13 protein-coding genes are annotated in these 18,710 nt (G+C 61.6%); 1 reads left to right on the forward strand and 12 read right to left on the reverse strand.

Going from position 1 to position 18,710, the window contains the following annotated elements; all coding sequences use genetic code 11:
• Nucleotides 1-157: 157 nt before the first annotated feature.
• From AAAX73_RS06270 to AAAX73_RS06290, 5 genes are all read right to left on the reverse strand, one after another.
• On the reverse strand, nt 158-979 hold the full coding sequence (locus tag AAAX73_RS06270) for an HAD family hydrolase (protein WP_349125392.1): 822 nt from the start codon (nt 977-979) through the stop codon (nt 158-160).
• Nucleotides 980-1,214: 235 nt separating this feature from the next.
• Entirely contained in the window at nt 1,215-2,495 is a 1,281-nt protein-coding gene (locus AAAX73_RS06275) for an MFS transporter (RefSeq protein WP_349125393.1), read from the reverse strand.
• 268 nt (nt 2,496-2,763) lie between these two features.
• The gene (gene mobB, locus AAAX73_RS06280; protein WP_349125394.1) at nt 2,764-4,068 is read right to left on the reverse strand and encodes a molybdopterin-guanine dinucleotide biosynthesis protein B; all 1,305 of its coding nucleotides are present in this window, start codon (nt 4,066-4,068) and stop codon (nt 2,764-2,766) included.
• A gap of 4 nt (nt 4,069-4,072) precedes the next feature.
• Nucleotides 4,073-5,128, reverse strand: coding sequence for a GTP 3',8-cyclase MoaA (moaA, locus tag AAAX73_RS06285; RefSeq protein WP_349125395.1), 1,056 nt, complete (start codon nt 5,126-5,128; stop codon nt 4,073-4,075).
• Between the two features lie 235 nt (nt 5,129-5,363).
• Nucleotides 5,364-6,401 carry a hypothetical protein gene (locus tag AAAX73_RS06290; RefSeq protein ID WP_118934959.1) on the reverse strand — a complete coding sequence of 346 codons (1,038 nt, stop codon included), beginning with the start codon at nt 6,399-6,401 and terminating at the stop codon, nt 5,364-5,366.
• A 357-nt stretch (nt 6,402-6,758) separates the two neighbouring features.
• On the opposite strand from AAAX73_RS06290, the gene AAAX73_RS06295 reads away from it, so the two are divergent.
• A complete protein-coding gene (locus AAAX73_RS06295; protein ID WP_118080894.1) occupies nt 6,759-8,105 on the forward strand; it encodes an MATE family efflux transporter in 1,347 nt (448 codons plus the stop codon).
• Nucleotides 8,106-8,267: 162 nt separating this feature from the next.
• On the opposite strand, the gene ligA is transcribed toward AAAX73_RS06295, so the two are convergent.
• The 7 genes from ligA to AAAX73_RS06330 all read right to left on the reverse strand — a co-directional run bounded on the left by ligA (nt 8,268) and on the right by AAAX73_RS06330 (nt 18,594).
• Nucleotides 8,268-10,496, reverse strand: coding sequence for an NAD-dependent DNA ligase LigA (gene ligA / locus AAAX73_RS06300; protein WP_118080892.1), 2,229 nt, complete (start codon nt 10,494-10,496; stop codon nt 8,268-8,270).
• Nucleotides 10,497-10,744: 248 nt separating this feature from the next.
• Nucleotides 10,745-12,205, reverse strand: coding sequence for a trypsin-like peptidase domain-containing protein (locus AAAX73_RS06305; RefSeq protein ID WP_118080890.1), 1,461 nt, complete (start codon nt 12,203-12,205; stop codon nt 10,745-10,747).
• A 208-nt stretch (nt 12,206-12,413) separates the two neighbouring features.
• Nucleotides 12,414-13,076 carry a response regulator transcription factor gene (locus AAAX73_RS06310; protein WP_118080888.1) on the reverse strand — a complete coding sequence of 221 codons (663 nt, stop codon included), beginning with the start codon at nt 13,074-13,076 and terminating at the stop codon, nt 12,414-12,416.
• Between the two features lie 50 nt (nt 13,077-13,126).
• Nucleotides 13,127-14,464: a glutamine synthetase family protein gene (locus AAAX73_RS06315; RefSeq protein WP_349125396.1), complete on the reverse strand. Its 1,338-nt coding sequence runs from the start codon at nt 14,462-14,464 to the stop codon at nt 13,127-13,129.
• A 134-nt stretch (nt 14,465-14,598) separates the two neighbouring features.
• Nucleotides 14,599-15,621 (reverse strand): LacI family DNA-binding transcriptional regulator, encoded by a 1,023-nt coding sequence (locus AAAX73_RS06320; RefSeq protein ID WP_158567272.1) that lies wholly within the window; start codon nt 15,619-15,621, stop codon nt 14,599-14,601.
• Nucleotides 15,622-15,745: 124 nt separating this feature from the next.
• On the reverse strand, nt 15,746-16,438 hold the full coding sequence (locus AAAX73_RS06325) for a GntR family transcriptional regulator (RefSeq protein WP_148331704.1): 693 nt from the start codon (nt 16,436-16,438) through the stop codon (nt 15,746-15,748).
• A 206-nt stretch (nt 16,439-16,644) separates the two neighbouring features.
• Nucleotides 16,645-18,594, reverse strand: coding sequence for an NAD(P)/FAD-dependent oxidoreductase (locus tag AAAX73_RS06330; protein WP_148331705.1), 1,950 nt, complete (start codon nt 18,592-18,594; stop codon nt 16,645-16,647).
• Between the last annotated feature and the right edge of the window lie 116 nt (nt 18,595-18,710).

The raw sequence follows: 18,710 nt of genomic DNA on the forward strand, positions 1-18,710 counted from the left end.
AACCGATGAGAATATCTTTAACCCATCGGTGGTTAGAAGCGTGATGTTCAGACAATCATATTTGATTTTGTGCGCAGATTTTAGGCATCAATTCGCCCAAATCGCCTGAGGCCGCCACAAAGGCACCTGTCCCCTTTGTGGTGATTCTGCCCTAGCGCTACAGCAGATGTTCCTCGATAAAGATCGCGATGCCGTCTTCGTCGTTGCTCGCGGTTACAAAGTCGGCGGCGGCACGGGTAGCGTCGCTGCCGTTTGCCATAGCCACGCCCACGCCGGCGTCGGCCACCATGCAGGTGTCGTTATCGGCATCGCCAAACACGCAGATGTTCTGGAGCTCCATGTCGTTGAGCTCCGCCACGCGCACAAGGCCGCGCGTCTTGGACACGCGCGGATCCATGAATTCGTAGAGTCGCTGCGTGGTCTGCAGAGCAGCCGCTTTAACGGTGTCGTCGGCGAACGTCGATGCTCGCTCGATGATCTGTGGCATCGCCTCGGGCGCCATGGTAAACATCACCTTGGTCTGCGGCTCGCGCAAAAACTCGGCAAAGTCGACCACCTTGTAGGGCACGCCGTCGACACGCGACAGGTGCTCGACGCATGCATTGCTCTCGGGCACATAGAGTACGCCGTCCCGAGGGCAAACGGGCGTTGCCGGCAGGCCTGCCATGTGCTCGCAGATGCGCGCGATGGTCTCGCCTGGTAGCCGGTAGCTCAGCTCGTTGATGTCGTGCGCGCGGTCGATGACCTCGGCGCCACCGCAACCCACGAGCACGTCCACCAGACCTTCGATGCCCCAGAGCTCGTATATGGCCTCGGTCGCTTGGGCGTCGCGCCCGGTGCACAGGCCAAAGAGTACGCCGCGCTCGCGCAGGGCGCGGATCGCCGCCACGGTGCGCGGGGACACCGTGTGCTGGCTCGTGAGCAGCGTGCCGTCGATATCGCAGAACACGGCTTTGATGTGACTGAAGGTGGCGTCCATGGGGGCCTTTCTGGGCAGAGCGGCGGTGTGGGGTGTATTCGCAAACGGCGTACATGGTATACCAAGGCGCGCACGGGGCGCTTTGGTGCAAAACCGCCACAAAGGTGCCTGGCCCCTTTGTGGCGGCCGAACCCGAAGGATGGCCTGGCCCAGGGCGCAAACCATCACAACATTCGACGTTTTTCGGCAAAATCGCGATTTTTATCGAATGTTGTGATGGTTTCTTACCTGTTTCTTACTGCTTTACGGCACGATCCAAGTGATCGCGTCCAAACAGCAGCAACGCCGCGGGAACCGCCGTCACGACCATGCCCGCCCCTATGAGCGTCTGCTGCACGCCAAATGTTGCCGCCAGCCACGGTGCAACCGCCAGAGGGGCCACGCCAGCGAACATATTGCCAAAGCCCATGACCGAATTGACGCGACCAAGCTGCTCGAGCGGAGCCGTCGTCTGCACAATGGTGTTGTGGAGCGGGTTGACGACACCCCAAGCTATACCCAGGGCGATCTGGCCGACAAGGGCCACGCCCACGTACGGTGTCCCCACATGGAGCAGACTTCCCAGGCCCACGGACATAAGCGCCACGAGCAGCGTTTTAAGGTTGACCAGGTGCGGCGGCAAGCGGAGCGCGAGCACGGCACCCAGCACCGCGCCGACACCGCAGGCAGACGAGAGCCAGCCCATCCACTCAACGCCAACGTGCAGAACATCGCGATAGAAAAACGACTCGAGCGGATCGAAGGCACCGTAGCCAAAGTTCGAGAGGAAGATGATGCAAAACAGCAGGGCGAGAACGCTGTTGGTGAAGACTGTCTTGATGCTGGCTGCGAAGGTGGCACGGGAGGATGCGCTGGGGTTGGAGCTTTGTCCCGCACGCTCCCCTTCCTCTGCCGAATCGGCATCCGCATGCCCGGCGACATGGCTGGTCTGCGGCCTAAAGCCCCAACCGGCGACGAGCGCCAGCACGGTAAAGAGCATCATGAGCACAAACACCGCGCGCGACGACGCAGCCGCCGCGACAAAGCCGCCCAGCGTGGGGCCAACGATGATACTCACGTTTGAAAACATGGCGATGGCGGAGTTGATGTCTTTGAGCTCGACAGGATCGTCGGTGAGGTAAGCCGGATAGGATGTGGCGATGGGCTGGGCGAATCCCATCACAAAGCCCAGAAACACCGCGCCGAGTAGGACGACGCCGGTCGCGCTGCCAAAGGCGATGATTGCCGTGCCAGTTGCGAGAGCGCCGATGATGCTCAGCAAGAAATGGCGGCGCGGACCCCAGGCGTCGAGCGCAGCGCCACCCGCAAAGGATCCCAGGATCACGAAAACGTTCATAAACAGAACGGCCAGCGATGTCGCCACGACTGAGGCATCGTCTGCATAGGTGAGCGTTCCGATGACGCCGATAAAATAACTGGTCTGAAACCCGGTGTAGATGAGAAAGCGCATCGCCACCAGCCGCTTGGCCTGCACGGACAGCGATGATTGAGGCTTTGAGAAAAGAGATGCGAGCATGGAGACTCCTTGTTTCATACGAATACGGGCGGTGGGCATTCGCCACCGTCTGTCAAATCAATCTATCCGCATGAAACATTAAGGACGCATCAAGCCCCTTTTCTTCGTTTTTCGCCCGTCATGAACTACTTGGTAGATTGTAAGGCATGTCCCACACATCTACCAAAGCAAAAAAAACCACCACAAAGGTGCCTGGCCCCTTTGTGGTGGAAGTGACGTTTGCCCAGATAAAACCCGCCAAAATAAACCTGTCCCTTTTTGGCAGGTTTTAGGCCAGATGATCTTGGATGAGGTCGCAGATGGCTCGGGCGTCGTTGATGTTGATGGCTCGGGTCGCAAAGCCGGCATCGAACGCCTGACGCGCCAGGGCTTCGTTGCAGGCAAGGGCCAGCGTGTGACCGTCGACCAGGTCGAGCGAGCTCTTGCCGCGCAGACGGTCGACACCGGAGCGCGCGACCACGATGTTGTCGAAGCCCTCGGTCTTGTAGCCCTCGATGATCACCACGTCGACATCGTTGTAGCGCGACAGCAGCTCGCGCGCGGGCATCTCGTCCTCCTCGCGCGTGTCGGCGTACTCCGCCCAGCGCGTGGCGCAGATGAGGCCCACGTGCTTGGATCCGGCCTGGTGATGGCGCCAGGTGTCCTTAGCGGGCACATCGATATCAAAACCGTGATGCCCATGATGCTTGAGCGAACCCACGCGCAGACCGCGGCGGGTGAGCTCGGCAATGACCTTCTCGACGAGCGTGGTCTTGCCCGAGTTTTGGTAGCCGATAAACGCGATCGCGGGGACGGCCGGGGCGGGAGCTGCGGGTGCAACGGCGACGGGTGCGCTCGCGGGCGCGGCACCGTCAGCGGCCACGGACTCAACGGCAGCGGCCTGACGCTCTGCGCGGTCCCACACGCCCGAGCGGCCGCCCTCCTTGTGCAGCAGGCGAACGTCAACGATCTCCATGCCGCGATCGACCGCCTTGCACATGTCATAGATGGTCAGGCACGCGGCACTCGCGCCGGTCAGAGCCTCCATCTCAATGCCGGTCTTGCCCGTTACGCCGGCCGTAACCAGTACGTGAAAGCCAACCTGCCCGTCCGCGCGCGCCGGCGCCCAGCCCTCGGGCACGTCCTCGGCCGGCGTCCCCGCCGCAGCGATGGGCGCAATATCGCACTTGCTCTTGGTAATGAGCAACGGATGGCACATGGGGATGATGTCGCTCGTGCGTTTGATGGCCATAATGCCCGCCACGCGCGCGCAGGCAAGCACGTCGCCCTTTTTGGCGCGGTCCTGCAGTACCATGGCCTGCGTCTCGGGATGCATGAGGATGGTGCCCTCGGCGATGGCAATGCGATGGGTCTCGGCCTTGTCGGACACGTCGACCATGCGCACCTCGCCCTTGGCGTCCACGTGCGTCAGCTCGTCGCGGCGGGCGTCACGGGCGGGTTCGGTGGCAGCGCTGGCAGTCGGCTGTGCGGACGCGTCGGCGTTGCCAGCATTCGCCACGGCCGTGACTTTGTGGGCAGACATCGCGGCCCTGCGAGCGGCCTTGGTGGCATCGGCGTACCTGCTCTTGGCCATATGATCATCCTCCGATTTGGGACATAAATCGTTGCGTGCCCTCAATTATCGCGTGTTCCTGCGGTTTGTGGGCCACGGCATCGCGCCAAATCGAAAGTACCTGCATATCATCACCACGGCGCAGCGCCTCACGCACCGAATACTCGGCATCGCTGAATAGGCACGGACGCACGTTGCCATCGGCCGTCAGGCGCAGACGGTTGCAATTCGCGCAAAAATGGTTGGACATGGCGCTGATGAAGCCGACCGTTCCCGCCGCGCCCGGAAAGTGCCAATAGCGCGCAGGGCCCGCGCCGGCAGGAGCGTCGCTGATGTCGAGCGGCTCGAGCTCGCCCAGTCCCGTCGCGGCGACCCCGGCATTGATGCGCGCCCGCAGCTCGTCGCTCGGCACGGTATCGCTCGCGTCCCACAGCTCGGGATTGAGCGCGGGCGCATGCGGGTCCACAGTGCAATGCGAGCTCGTGTGTTCGTCGCCGATGGGCATGTATTCGATAAAGCGCAGGTGGATGGGGCGGTCGAGCGTGAGCCGCGCGAGGGCCGCCACATCTTGGTTGAGTCGGCGCACGACAACGCAGTTGACCTTAACGGGCTCAAAGCCCCAAACCAGCGCCGCGTCGATGCCAGCCATGGTCTGCTCGAGCCGACCCAGGCGCGTGATCTTTCCAAAGAGCGTAGGGTCGAGTGTGTCGAGCGAAATGTTGACGCGGTCAAGCCCGGCATCTTTGAGCTGGGGCGCCCGCTTGGGCAGCAGGGCGCCATTGGTGGTGAGCGAGATGTCCTCGATCTGCGGAATCGCGCGGATGTCGCGAATGAGCGGAATGATACGGCGGCTGACCAGCGGCTCGCCGCCCGTCAGGCGCACGCGGCGAATGCCCTCCCCCGCCACCAAGCGCACAAAGCGGGCGATTTCCTCGGCGCTGAGTAGCTCGTCGTGTGCACGGGGCGCCACGCCATCGACCGGCATGCAGTAAATGCAGCGGAAATTGCACTTGTCGGTAACGGCAATGCGCAGGTAGTTGATATCGCGGCCAAAGCCGTCATGTTGCACGTGCCCGTCCACGCAGCCCTCCCCTCACGCGGCGTTTTATTCTTCGGAAAACATAATACCCCACGGGAGAATCATGCCGACACCCGTACGACAGGACAGGTCGCTTCGAGCAAAACGGACTTTCCAAGCCCATCCTCAACACACAGACCATCACAACATTCGATGCTTTTCCCGTTTTTGGCAAAAAACGTCGAATGTTGTGATGGTTTGCCTGCCCACGGCACCCCGTAGAAAGACCAAAGCGCCCCTAGAGGCCGCCGTCCCAGTGGCGAATCACGAATTCTCGAAGGTCGTTCTGCCGCTTTTGGAACGCTTCGCTTCGGTCGCACTTGAGGCCCATAGCGAGCGCAATGGCGTTCATCGCCCGGTGCAATTGCAGCTGATGGGCAAACTGAGTCCCGGTGAGGACGATCATCCTAAAGCCCAGCGCGCTCAGTACGGTCATACGCTCCGCATCCGACGCGCTGCGCTGTTTATCAAGATGGTCCGAGCCGTTGTATTCAATCCCCGTACCGCTCGCAGGCGCATATACGTCAATCTCGAAATACCCGGCCTTTGCGAGACACTTGAACTCGTTGGGAACATCGACCCTATGGTTGAGCTCGATTTTGGCGTATCCCAGCCCGCCCTGGAAACGTTTTGCTACGACCATGATTGCGGTGGCCGTCTCCATGGGCGACCGCGCGCCATCGTGCACGCGCTTGAGCACGGCGGCCGCGCGTATAGCCCCCTGACGAGATCGGTTCTCATTGCAATAGGCAATCAAGTCGGCAACGGTATACCTCTGCCCCATCTCGATATAATCGCCTGTCGACAGATGATTCAAATGGTATCGGGCGCAGATTTCGTAGCCATATTCCAGCTGCTCGGGCTCACTCATCCACGAACCCGCCTGGACAAAGCACATGGCCTCATCAACCACCAGAAGGCCCTCTGCCACCTCGATAAGATGGCCTGGAGGTACCGGCGCCCCAAACACGTGGCACCTAAATCCAGCCGGCGTCGAGCGCTCAAAATCGAAGTTGACGAGCGTGTCGATATGATCGAGCTCTTCTCGTGGAATACCAAGCGAAACCAGATAGTCGGTAACGATCCCAACTGCCGTTGAAGCCCTCAGTCCCTTGGCATCGAGTCCCAATTTGGGCAGGCTCGCAGTCGGCTCCGCCTCGCTAGCAAGCGAGTCCTCATCGTATAGGCTGCTTGCTCGCGAGAGCGGCTCGGATGGGCGCGCCACGTTGTGGTACAGCCAGGCAGTCTTATGGGACAAGACGATCGGCAGGTCCATGAGCCCTCCAATGGAGTCGGATAACCAACCTTATTCCCCTGCCCACGGGTCCGCACACCTTCGTGCACAAGAAAGCGATTCCACCCGGCCGAGTGGCAGAAAAACCATCACAACATTCGATGCTTTTCCCGATTTTGGCAAAAAACGGCGAATGTTGTGATGGTTTGAGGCTAGGTGAGGGGCATGGAGGGGTCAAAGCATCGTGCTCGAACGGGTTAATCCAGCTCTTTTAAGCCATGGGAAATGAATACAGGCTCACTTTTTCGCCCGGCACCCAACATAAACCTTGACTCTACAATCGTTGTAGGATTTTCACTACACTGGTACGTAAACAAACCCAGCCAGAAAGCCCCGCCCATGGAACACGACCTCACACGCGGCAATGTCCTCAAGACCATCGCGGTCTTTGCCCTGCCTTATATGCTCTCGTACTTTTTGCAGATGCTCTACGGCATGGCCGATCTGTACATGATGGGGCAGTTCAGCGGCGCCGCCGGCATCACCGCCGTGGGCAATGGCGCGCAGACGCTCTATATCATTACCGTGACGCTTGTGGGCCTGGCCATGGGAACGACGGTTATTGTCGGCCACGCCGTGGGCTCGCGTCGCTTCGACCGTGCCGAGACCGCCATCGGCAACACCATCACGCTCTTTATGGGTGTCTCGGTGGTGCTGGCCGTTGTCCTGCTTGCGCTGTGCCCGCAGGTTGTGGCGCTCATTGGCACGCCGGCCGAGGCGATCGAAGGAACCGCCGCCTACCTGCGTATCTGCTTTGTCGGCATTCCGTTTATCGCCGCGTACAACATTCTTTCGGCCATCTTTCGCGGGCTGGGCGATTCGCGCTCGCCCATGTACGTGATTGGCGTGGCATGCATCATCAACATCGCGCTCGACTTTCTGTTTATCGGACACATGGGGCTCGGCCCCGTGGGTGCGGCGCTCGGCACGGTAACCGCCCAGACGGCCAGCGTTGTCCTCGCGCTCGTGTGGCTCAAGAGCCGCCGCACGAACATCCACGTTAAGCGCAGCGACCTGCGCCCCCAGCCCGAGGTGCTCGGCAGCATTCTTAAGATCGGCGTGCCCGTGGCCGTGCAGGACGGCTGTATCCAGGTGGCGTTTATGTTTATCACCGTCATCGCCAACCACCGAGGGCTCGTCGACGCCGCCGCCGTGGGCCTGGTCGAGAAGATGATCAGCTTTTTGTTCATTGTGCCGAGCTCCATGGGCGCCACCGTCAGCGCGCTCACGGCGCAAAATGCCGGCGCGGGCAAGGGCGATCGCGCGCGTCAGGTGCTCAAGGACGCCATGACGATCTCGGTGGTGTACGGCTGCCTGATCACGGCGCTGATGTGGCTGGTGGCGCCGGCGTTTATCGGCTTTTTTGCCAAGGACGCCGCGGTGGTCGCCGCCGGTACCGGCTATATGCACAGTTATATTTTCGATGCAATCTTTGCCGGCATCCACATTTGCTTTAGCGGCTTTTTCGCTGCATACGGCAAGAGCTACATCGGCTTTGCGCACAACGTGCTGGCCGTGGCGCTCATTCGCGTGCCCGGTGCATGGCTGCTGTCGAACGCCTATTCCGACACGCTCTTTCCCATGGGCATCGCGTCGCCGTGCGGGTCGATTTTGTCGGCAGTCATTTGCGTTGTCGCGTTTACCGTACTCAACCGGCGCGGGGCTTTTGACAAGTTGGTAGCGTAGCGGGACAACGCGAGATCGCCCTCATCGACGACATCATCAGCGACGACCCCACAACCTACGTGACGCAGATCACAGTGCCCGTTGCCCCGTCCAAATAAGATCCGCCCGGAAGGCAGTTCAATCATGCTTTCCGGGCGGTTCTTCAATTTGACTATTGATGCCTTAAGCCTGGGGCACCTCACCGGTAGCCAAGATCTGCTCGAGTGCGTCCTCGTCCAGCACGGGCACACCCAGCTGCTCGGCTTTGGTGAGCTTGGAGCCCGCTTTGGGGCCGGCGACCAGATAGCTTGTCTTCTTTGACACGCTGCCCGAAACCTTGGCGCCGAGCACCTTGAGCGCCGCACCCGCCTCGTCGCGGGTGCGGTTGACGAGCGTGCCGGTGAGCACGAAGGTCAGACCCGCAAGCGGCTGTGCGTCAGCAAGCTCACCCGCCACGCCAGCGTTGGCTGCGGCCTGCGCATGAGCGGCGCCTAGGTCAACCTCGAGCGGCAGGCCCGCCTGGCGCAGGCGCTCCAGCACGGCAAGGTTCTCGGGCACGGCCAGGAACTGCTTGACGCTCGCCGCAATCTTGGGACCGATGCCCTCGCACTCGGCAATATCCTCTTCGCTCGCCAAGATGAGCTTGTCAATCGACAGGAATCGCTCGGCGATGACCTCGCCCACGCTCTTGCCCACGTGGCGGATGCCCAGGGCAAACAGCACGCGACCGAGCGGCTGGCTCTTGGACTTGTTGAGCTCGGCGATGATTTTCTCGGCCGTCTTGAGGCCTACCGGAATGGGGTCGCCCTTCTTGACGCCCTTTTTGCTGTTGGAGCTGGCATAGGTGCGGCCCGTGTCCAGGCCGGCGATATCGTCCACCGTAAGCTGGTAGAAGTCCGCGACATCATGGATCAGGCCGGCGGCGATCATCTTGTCGACGATCTCATCGCCCAGGCCGTCGACGTCCATGCAGCCGCGGCTCACCCAGTGGAGCAGGCGCTCCTTGAGCTGTGCGGGGCAATCGATGGAGACGCAGCGGTAGGCAACCTCGCCATCCTCGTGAACCACGGGGCTGCCGCACACGGGGCAGGCCTCGGGCATGTGCCAGTCAACCGAATCGGCCGGGCGCTTATCGAGCACCGGGCCCACGACCTCGGGGATCACGTCACCCGCCTTGTGCACGATGATGGTGTCGCCCTCGCGCACGTTTTTGCGGCGGATCTCGTCGATGTTGTGCAGCGTGGCGCGCGCGATGGTGGAGCCGGCGACCGTCACCGGGTCGAACTCGGCGACCGGCGTGAGCACACCGGTGCGGCCCACCTGAATGCGAATCTCGCGCAGGACGGTCTGCTTTTCCTCGGGCGGGAACTTAAAGGCGATGGCCCAGCGCGGTGCGCGGGCAGTAAAGCCCAGGTCAAGCTGCTGCTGAAAGCTGTCGACCTTTACGACCACGCCGTCGATGTCGTAGTTCAGGTCGCCGCGATGCTCGAGCGCCTGAGCGCAGAACTCGTGAACTTCGGCCGGCGTGGCGCAACGGGCCACGTTGGGGTTGACGCTAAAGCCGGCGCTACGCAGCCAGTCGAGGAACTCGCGCTGGCTGTGGACGTGCAGCGGGTCGGTATCGGCAATGGCGTAGATAAAGGTGGCCAGGTCGCGGCGCGCCGTGACCTTGGGATCCTTTTGGCGCAGGCTGCCGGCGGCGGCGTTGCGCGGGTTGGCAAAGGGGTCGCGGCCCTCGGCATCGGCCTCTTCATTCAGGCGTACAAAGCTGCCCTTGGGCATGTAGACCTCGCCGCGTACCTCGATGGTACGTTCGCGGTCGGCACCCATGTGGGCGAGCGCCGGCTCGGACAGGTGCATGGGCACATCTTTGATGGTACGGACGTTGAGCGACACGTCCTCGCCCGTGGTGCCATCGCCACGTGTGGCTGCACGTACGAAGGCGCCGTTTTGGTAGGTAAGCGCCACGCCCAGGCCGTCGATCTTAAGCTCGCAGGTATAGGTGACGCTGCCGGCACCGAGGGCATCCTCAGTGCGCTGGAGCCATGCGTCGAGTTCGTCCAGATCCATGGCATCGTCCATGGAATACATGCGCGCCATGTGCGTGACCGGCGTAAACTGCTCGCTCACGTAGCCGCCCACGCGCTGGGTATAGCTGTCGGACGTCACCAGGTCGGGGTAGGTCGCCTCGATTTCCTGCAGCTCAACGAGCATTTTGTCAAAGGCGGCGTCCGTGATCTCGGGCGCGTCGAGCATGTAGTAGCGATAGGCGTGGTAATCGAGCTCGTGGCGCAGCTCGGCCGCACGCGCCGCCGCCTGGGCGCGGGCATCGGCCGGTGCGGCGGCTTCCGCGGTCGTGGGCGTTTCGGTATCGATGTCCACGCCGTCACCAAACAGGCTCGATTGCTCCATAGCGGCACTCCTTCGCTCGATTTCAAACGGATACAAGAGTACCACCGGTCGCAACGGGGCCGAATAGCGGTCTCAAACCGCACCGAATCGGCAGCCGCTAGACCGGGGTGGATCGCGCGATCCAACCATGCTCTTATCAACTCTAAATGATCCGTTTTCCTCCGTCCCCAACGGATCAATAAGAAAAGAGGGGCTGTCCCACGTTGATGGGACAGCCCCTCTGGCCTCGATATGTGCGAAACGGCTCGCTAGTAACCCTGGCCGTAGCCTTGACCCTGGCCCTGCTGGCCCAACAGCTCCTCCAGGTACTGGCGCAACTGCTCGTCGGTGATGCCGCCGTTGCCGGTGTCGGTCGCGCTGTCGTCCTGCTGCTGGCTCTGCAGCTCCTCGTCAGAGCCCAACTCAACCGTGACCTTCTTCTCGTCCTTGCCGCGCATGAGCGTGATCTCGACCTTCTCGCCCACCTCGTGGCTGCGCAGCGCAATGATCAGGCCATCGGCACTCGTAATCTCATCGTCGCCCAGCTTGGTAATGACATCGCCCTCTTGGACGCCAGCCTTGGCGGCAGGACCGTCCTCGACGACGCTTGCCACATACGCGCCGCTATCGGTGCTCAGCTTGTTGGTGCGGGCGTTGAGCGCATTGACGCTCGAAAGCGTAGCGCCCATGTATGGATGCACCGGCGTCTTGCCGTCGATGATCTGGTCGGCAATGTTCTTGGCGTAGTTAACCGGAATGGCAAAACCCACGCCCGAGCTGGAGCCCGAGTAGCTCTCGATGAGCGAGTTGATACCCACCAGCTCGCCATTGTCGTTGACGAGTGCGCCGCCGGAGTTGCCCGGGTTGATGGCGGCATCGGTCTGGATCATGTTGGCGTAGATGGTGTTGCCGCTGGTAGAGCTCATGGCCGTGGAGCGATACAGCGCCGACACGATACCCGTGGAGACAGACTGCTCGTTGCCGAACGGCGAGCCGATCGCCATGACCCACTCGCCCACGTTGAGCTTGGAGGAGTCACCGATCTCAATCGGCGTGAGCTTGGAGGCGTCAGCATCCTTGAGCTTGATGACGGCCAGGTCGCTCGAAGCATCGTTGCCCACGAACTCGGCCTCGTACGTGGTTCCGTCGTCCATGGTCACCACGTACTGGTCATAGCCATCGACCACATGGTTGTTGGTGAGGATGTGGCCCTCGGTATCGAGCACAACGCCCGAACCGACGCTGCCCGAACTATCCGACTCGTCAGCAGACTGCGAAAGCGAGCCATTCTGGCTACCGCTCGAAGTGGCGGTGATGGAAACGACGGAGGGCAATGCCTTGGCAGAAACGGCCTCAGCCAGCGTGGTGTCCTCGGAGTCGATCGTGATCTTTTGCGTCGACGAACCCGAAGCACCCGCCGTCACGGCATTCTTTCCGCCGCCGATATCGAGTGTGCCACTCATAATGAGTGCGATGACCAACAGGGCGCCGCAGGCACAGCCGGCGAGTGCCGTAATAAAGATCGGCAGCTTTTTGGTCTTAGTCTTGACCACTGTGTGCTTGTTTACAACCTGCTGGCTGCCCAGCGGCTTGCCAGTCTGTGTGTCGTAGGCCTGCACGTAGGGAATGTTGCTGTCGGCAGGCGTCGACTCCACCTGCACGCGCGGCTGCTGCTGGGTCTCGCCGGCGTTGCCCGCGTCCTGGGGACGCTGAGAATCGTTCTCGCTCATAGCTGCGATCCTTTCGTCAAATAACCAAAGGCCCGCCAAACACGTGGCGGGCCATCATTGTTCACGTTGAGTTGTACCCCAATATGCGGGTGCACGTGTATGAGAACGCAATCTTTTAGGAAGGCTTAAGTTCTGTTGCGGACCCGAAAGGAACCCACGCATGCGGCAAAACCACCACAAAGGTGCCTGTCCCCTTTGTGGCGAAAAGCTAGTCCTTAAACAGATAGCCCACGCCGCGGACGGTGGTGATATGTGCCGCGATCTGCGGGCCCACCTTGGAGCGGATGCGTCGGATGTGCACGTCGACGGTACGCGTACCGCCGCAGTACTCAAAGCCCCACACGCGGTGCAGCAGTACCTCGCGGCTGTAGGCACGGTTGGGATGCGTCGCCAAAAAGCTCAGCAGCGAGTACTCCATCAGCGTCAGGTCGATGGGCTCGCTATCGAGCGTCACCTGGTAGGTAGCCAGGTTAATCTCGAGGTTGTCGATGTTGAGCACATCGTCGGCGGCGACGGTCTCCTCCTCGCCCATCAGGCGCTGCGCGCGAGCCTTGAGCTCGTTGGGCGTCGCCGTGGGGCATACAAAGTCGGCATGCGCGTGATTGGGCAGGCGCAAGGTACCGAGCGCCTCGTCGTCGACAATCACCAACATGGGGACGCCGCCGCGATCGTCAAGCCACTTGGCAATCTGATCGATGCGGTCGCTGCGGATGCCATCGGAATCGAGGATCAGCAGGTCGAAGTCGTGCGCCGCAGTCGGCGAATCGGGGGTGGCCAGGCTCACCTCGACACCCAGGGTGGTCGTCAAGCTGCGGGCAAACTCGTGGAAGCGCGTCGTGCGCGCCATGAACAGGGCACTCTTTTCGGACATATCGGCCTCCAAGGAAATGAGCTCAATCGTACTGGAACAAGCCAGCGCGATTAGGAGTTCGCCAGGTAGTGCTTGATCTCCCACTCGGTGATCGTAGACTCAAACTTATGCCACTCGTCGCGCTTCTTTTTGAGGAAGAAGCTGTGGATGTGCTCGCCGAGGGCATCCTTCATAAACTGCGAGTCCTCAAACACGTCGAGTGCCTCTTTAAGCGAGCGCGGCAGCGGCGTGTAGCCGGCCTCGACCATCTGACGGTCGGTAAGCTTGAGTGTCTCGGCCGTGGCCTCGGGCGGGAGCTCCAGCTTGCGCTCGATGCCGTCGAGACCAGCCGCCAGCGTGACGGCGTTGACCAGGTACGGGTTGGCCATGGGGTCGGGGCTACGAAGCTCGATGCGCGTGGACAGCTGCTTGCCGGGCTTGTAGACCGGGATGCGGACCATGCTCGCGCGGTTGCGCAGGCCCCACGTGGCGTACTGCGGCACGGAGTCGCCACCCGTGGTGATGCGCTTGTACGAGTTGACCGTGGGGTTGGTGATGGCGCTGATCTCGCGGGCATGCGCCAGGATGCCGGCCATATAGTGCTTGGCAACGTCGGAGAGATGGTACTTCTCGTCGCCCTCGCCCCAAAAGACGTTGTTGCCGTCGTGGTCGAACAGCGACTGATGCAAAAACATGGCGCTGCCATCCTCGCCCGCCAACGGCTTGGGCATAAAGGAGGCGTGGCAACCGCTCTCGTAGGCCTGCTGCTTAATGATGAGTTTGGCCGTGGTGATGGCGTCGGACATGCTCAGGGCCTCGGCGTGACGCAGGCTCATGCCGTGCTGCGAGCGGCCGGCGGCGTGGAAGGTGTACTCCACGGGCACGGACATCTTCTCGAGCGTGAGGACCGTATTGCGACGCAGGTCGCGGGCGGCATCGCTCACCGAAAGATCGAAGTAGCCCACGTTGTCGAGCGGCTCGGGGGTGTGTTCGTCGGGGAAGTAGTAATACTCCAGCTCAGCGCCCACGTTGAGCAGATAGCCAGCTTTCTCGGCCTTGCGGAACATTCGGCGCAGGGCATCGCGCGGGTCGCCGGCAAACGGCTTGCGATCGGGAGTGCACACGTCGCAGAACACGCGGGCGACGCCATTATGGCTCGGGCGCCACGGCAAAATCTGGAAGGTCGAAGCATCGGGGAACGCCAGCATGTCAGCTTCCTCAGGCGTGGCAAAGCCCTCGATGGCGGAGCCGTCAAAGCCAATACCCTCCTCAAAAGCGACCTCGAGGTCCTCGGGGCTAATGGCAAAGTTCTTGAGGCGGCCGAGAATGTCGACAAACCACAGACGCACAAAGCGGATGTCACGCTGCTCTACGGAGCGGAGTACGTAATCGATGTTCTGCTGGTTCATGTCGCTCCCCTTTCTTTCGGGCGGGTTTCGACTGGTCTATATCGCAGATACTATCGCAGAAAAATGTTTCCGCAGGGTTAAAGCGTATCAAGCGCTCAAAAAACGTGCGCGAACAGGCAGTTGCGAACGAACGGCTAGCGCGAGGTCGAGGCGCGGTGTTCGATGTGGCCGGGGATCTCGATGCACTTGGGCGCCAGCTTTGCGGCCTCGCCCACGGTGGTGGTAACAACGTCGATGCGCTCGAACAGGCGCTCGACTACGCGCTCGGCAATGGTAAGGGTGTCTTGCGCGGCCGTGGTCACACCGCCAAAGAGCACGTGGTTCCAGGGGTAATCGTCAAACGTCGCAATCTTGAGGCCAGCCGGCAACGAAGGTCCCAACTGTGCCAGTGCCTCGGTCAGACGCAGAAAGACCAGGCCGTTGACGGCAATGAGGCCGAGCTTTTTACCCGCATAACCGCGGATGGTCTCGTCCAGGCGACTGACGCCCGTGGCGCCACCGTCGGCCAGGGTGACGACCTCGCCCGCAAGGCCGCGTCGCGAAAGCTCGTCGACAAAGGCCTCGGCGCGCTCGCGACGCACGGGGCTGCCGTCGCTTGCCTCGGTGAGCAGGCACAGGCGCTCGCTGCCCGCAGCAGCCAAGGCGTCTACCAGGCCGGCGACCAGCTCACGGTTGTTGGAGGTCACCAGATCGATGCCACCGTCGGCAACGTCGCGGTCGAGCAGTACAACGGGCAGGCGCCCCGCGGCCGCGGCGATTGCCTCGTCGTTACCGCCGCAGGTATTGACGACCAGGCCGTCCACGCCGGCGTCGATAAGCCTGGTGAGCGACTCCGCTTCCTTAGCGGGGTCGTTGCCGCTAATGGCCGTCATGAGCGAGCAGCCGCGCGCGGCGGCGCTGACGGAAAGCCCTTCGAGCATGGCGCTGGAGAACGGGTTGGCGATGTCGGCCAGGATCACGCCGATGAGGTTGGTGCGCGAGCTGCGTAGATTGCGCGCGGCGGCACGCGGGCGATAGCCGGTGCGCTCGATAACCGCCGCGATGCGAGCACGGGTTTCCTCGGTCATTTGCCCGGGGCGGTTGTTGAGATAGCGCGAGACCGTGGCCGGGCTCACGCCCGCCTCGGCGGCAATGTCCTTGATTCTCATCTGCGCCATAACGCACCCCGTTTCCCAATTGTCGGCGGTCTGAGCCATTTTAGGCATTTTTTAAAATTCTCAGTTGCAAAACGCTGTGGGTGAGCAGCATCGTTTTTGCGTCTCGAGCAGATGCAGTGATGGGCTAGATAGACGAGTCTTTGGACAGCTCAAAGTAGTCGGGATGCAAGGCGATAACCGGGCCCTGCTCCTCGGGCATCAGGTGCAAGTGCGTCTCTGCCAGATAGCTCGCCGTGTCGGTATCGCCCCTCTTAATGGCCTCGAGAATCCGGCGATGCTGCCGACGAATCGGCTCCCAATCCAGGTCCTGCGACACCATACGCAACCAGTTGTATCGCTCAAAATGCGTGTTGACGCTCTTCATCCAATTCCACAGCATGTGACGACCGGCAATCTCAAAACACGTCTCATGAAACAGGTTGTCCAGATCGAAAAAGCGACGCGTCTCGCTATGGTCGAGCGACTCGGACTCGGCAAGAATCTGCTCGAGCCGATGCTTTTGCTCGGGCGTGGCGGCAGAGCAGCATTTAATAAGCACGCTTCTCTCGAGTTTCTCGCGCAAGAAACAGGCATTCTCGGCGTGTTCCATGCTGATCTTAGAGACGTAGGTGCCGCTCTTGGGACGCGTTTCCACCAGCTCTTGCTCGCGCAGGCGCACAAAGGACTCGCGAATGGGCGTGCGCCCGATCCCCGTCTCCTTTTCCAGACCAATCGCCGAAAGGCGCGTGCCGGGCCTGAGCTCAGCATAGATGATCTTGGAGCGCAGTGCGTTGTATGCCTGGTCTTGCAGGCTCTGATAATGCTGGTGTTGTTCCATAAAGCCCTCGGATGAAGCCCACGGTTTGTCGAATATCACCCGTAATACTATCGCATCCCCCATTCCTTCAGCTGAGGTGAAATGGGGGTGCGCTCGCGTCGCCAGGATCACAAGAGCAAGCGGCGGCATCCCGAAACCCGGGACACCACCGCTGTTTTGCTATCGGATGGCGCAGAGACGCCCCTCCTCATGCGCCAAGGGATTGATTAGAGCTCGCAGGCAATCTTGTAGCCGTCGCCAATGGCGTCGCGGATGTTTCCGCACTTCTGGGCATCGCCCAGCACGTGGATGGCAACGCCGGCAGCGGCAAGGTCATCGGCCAGCTTGGTATTGGGGCGGTAGCCCATGGCAAGCACCAGCGTATCGGCATCGGCGATGGTGTGAATCTCACCGTCCTTCTCGTAGCTGATAGTGTCCTCGGTAATCTCGGTCACCTTGGCCTCGGTCAGCACGTGGACACCCTTGGAGAGCATGCGCGTGATAAGCACCGCACGACCGGCGCCGCCCTCGTTGGCGGCGAGCGTCTTGGTCATCTCGATGACGGTGACATCGCGATTGGCCGGCGACAGGTCGTTTACCAGCGGGGCCAGGTAATCGGCCGTCTCGCAGCCAACGGTACCGCCGCCCACAATGACGATCTTCTTACCCGGGAAAGCCTTGCCGCCCAGCAGGTCGTCGGCCGTCATAACCTGCTTAAAGCCCTGCATGAAGGCCGGAGCGATGGGCTCGGCGCCATAAGCCAGGACAACCTCGTAGCCCGCGTAGTCGCGCTGAATGTTCTCGGCCGAGAGCTCGGTGCCAAAGACGCACGTGACGCCGGCCTCGGCCAGGCGACGGTACTGATACTTGATCACGCGGGTGAGCTCCTGCTTTGCCGGCGGCACGGCTGCGATGCGCATCTCGCCACCCGGTTCGTCCTGTTTATCCACGAGCACCACGTTATGACCGCGCTTGGCGGCAATGTAGGCTGCCTCCATACCCGCAGGACCAGCACCCACAACGAGCACGTTCTTTGCCTCGGCGGCAGGCTCGTAGCCAGCCTCGTCGCGCTCCACGTCCGGGTTGACGGTGCAGGAGATGCGCTTGCCAAACATGATGCCGTTCAGGCAGCGCAGGCAACCGATGCAGGGGCGGATGTCGTCGGCGTTACCGGCAGCAGCCTTGTTGCAGAACTCGGCATCGCACAGATTGGCACGGCCCATCATGCAGATGTCGGCAGCGCCGTCCTCAATTAGCTCCTCGGCAATCCAGGCCTCGTTGATGCGTCCGACGGTGGCGACGGGAATGTTGACGTGCTTTTTGATCTCGCGCGAGCAGGCGGCGTGCGAGGCCTGCTGCGTGCCGGCGGCGGGAATCGCAGAGCCGCGCTTGATGGTGGTGCCGCCCGACACGTGAATCATGTCGACGCCGGCCTTCTCCAGGCGACGCGAGACGTAGATCATGTCGTTGAGGGTCAGGCCGCCGTCGGTGTACTCGTCGCCCGAAATACGGACGTCGATGATGAAGTCCTTGCCGCAGCGCTCGCGAATCTCGGCGATGACCTCGAGCAGGAAGCGCATGCGGGCGTCGAGCGAGCCACCGTACTCGTCGGTGCGCTTGTTGTAGAGCGGGGTCAAAAAGCCGCCAAGCATGCCGTGAGCGTGCGCCGCATGGACCTCGACGCCATCGACGCCAGCCTTCTGCATGCGCACAGCGGCATCGCCAAACTGATGTGTGAGCTCGTGGATCTCGTCGACCGTAATGGGGCGCGGCGCCTCGCGGGCATAGGACGGGCCCACAAAGGACGGAGCGATCAAGCGCGGCGTGCCCGGAATGTTAAAGGCCATGTAGGCGGGGTGGAAGAGCTGCGGCATGATCTTGCAGCCATACTCGTGGACGGCCGCGGCGAGCTTTTCCCAGCCGGGGATAAATGTGTCGTCGTAGCAGCACATGTCACCCGGCAGATAGGTATAGGTGGGCTCGACCGTCACGACCTCGGTGATGATCAGGCCCACGCCGCCCTTGGCGCGGGCACGGTAATGATCGACCAAGTCGTCGGTCACATAGCCATGATCGGCCAGGTTGGTGGACACCGGCGGCATAAAGACGCGGTTCTTGACCTCGGTCGTACCGACCTTGATCGGGCTAAAGAGCATTGGATAGGCGGAGGACTCCATACAGGGTTCCTTTCGTTTGAGCCGCTCGGCGGCAGTTGCTAACGTACCTATCGTATCAGTAACCGCCGCATTCGCACTCGCTCGCACTCCCCACCTTCAATCCCGACCCTCATAAA

The organism is Collinsella sp. CLA-ER-H9 (genome assembly GCF_040092295.1).
In the GTDB taxonomy this organism is placed as follows: domain Bacteria; phylum Actinomycetota; class Coriobacteriia; order Coriobacteriales; family Coriobacteriaceae; genus Collinsella.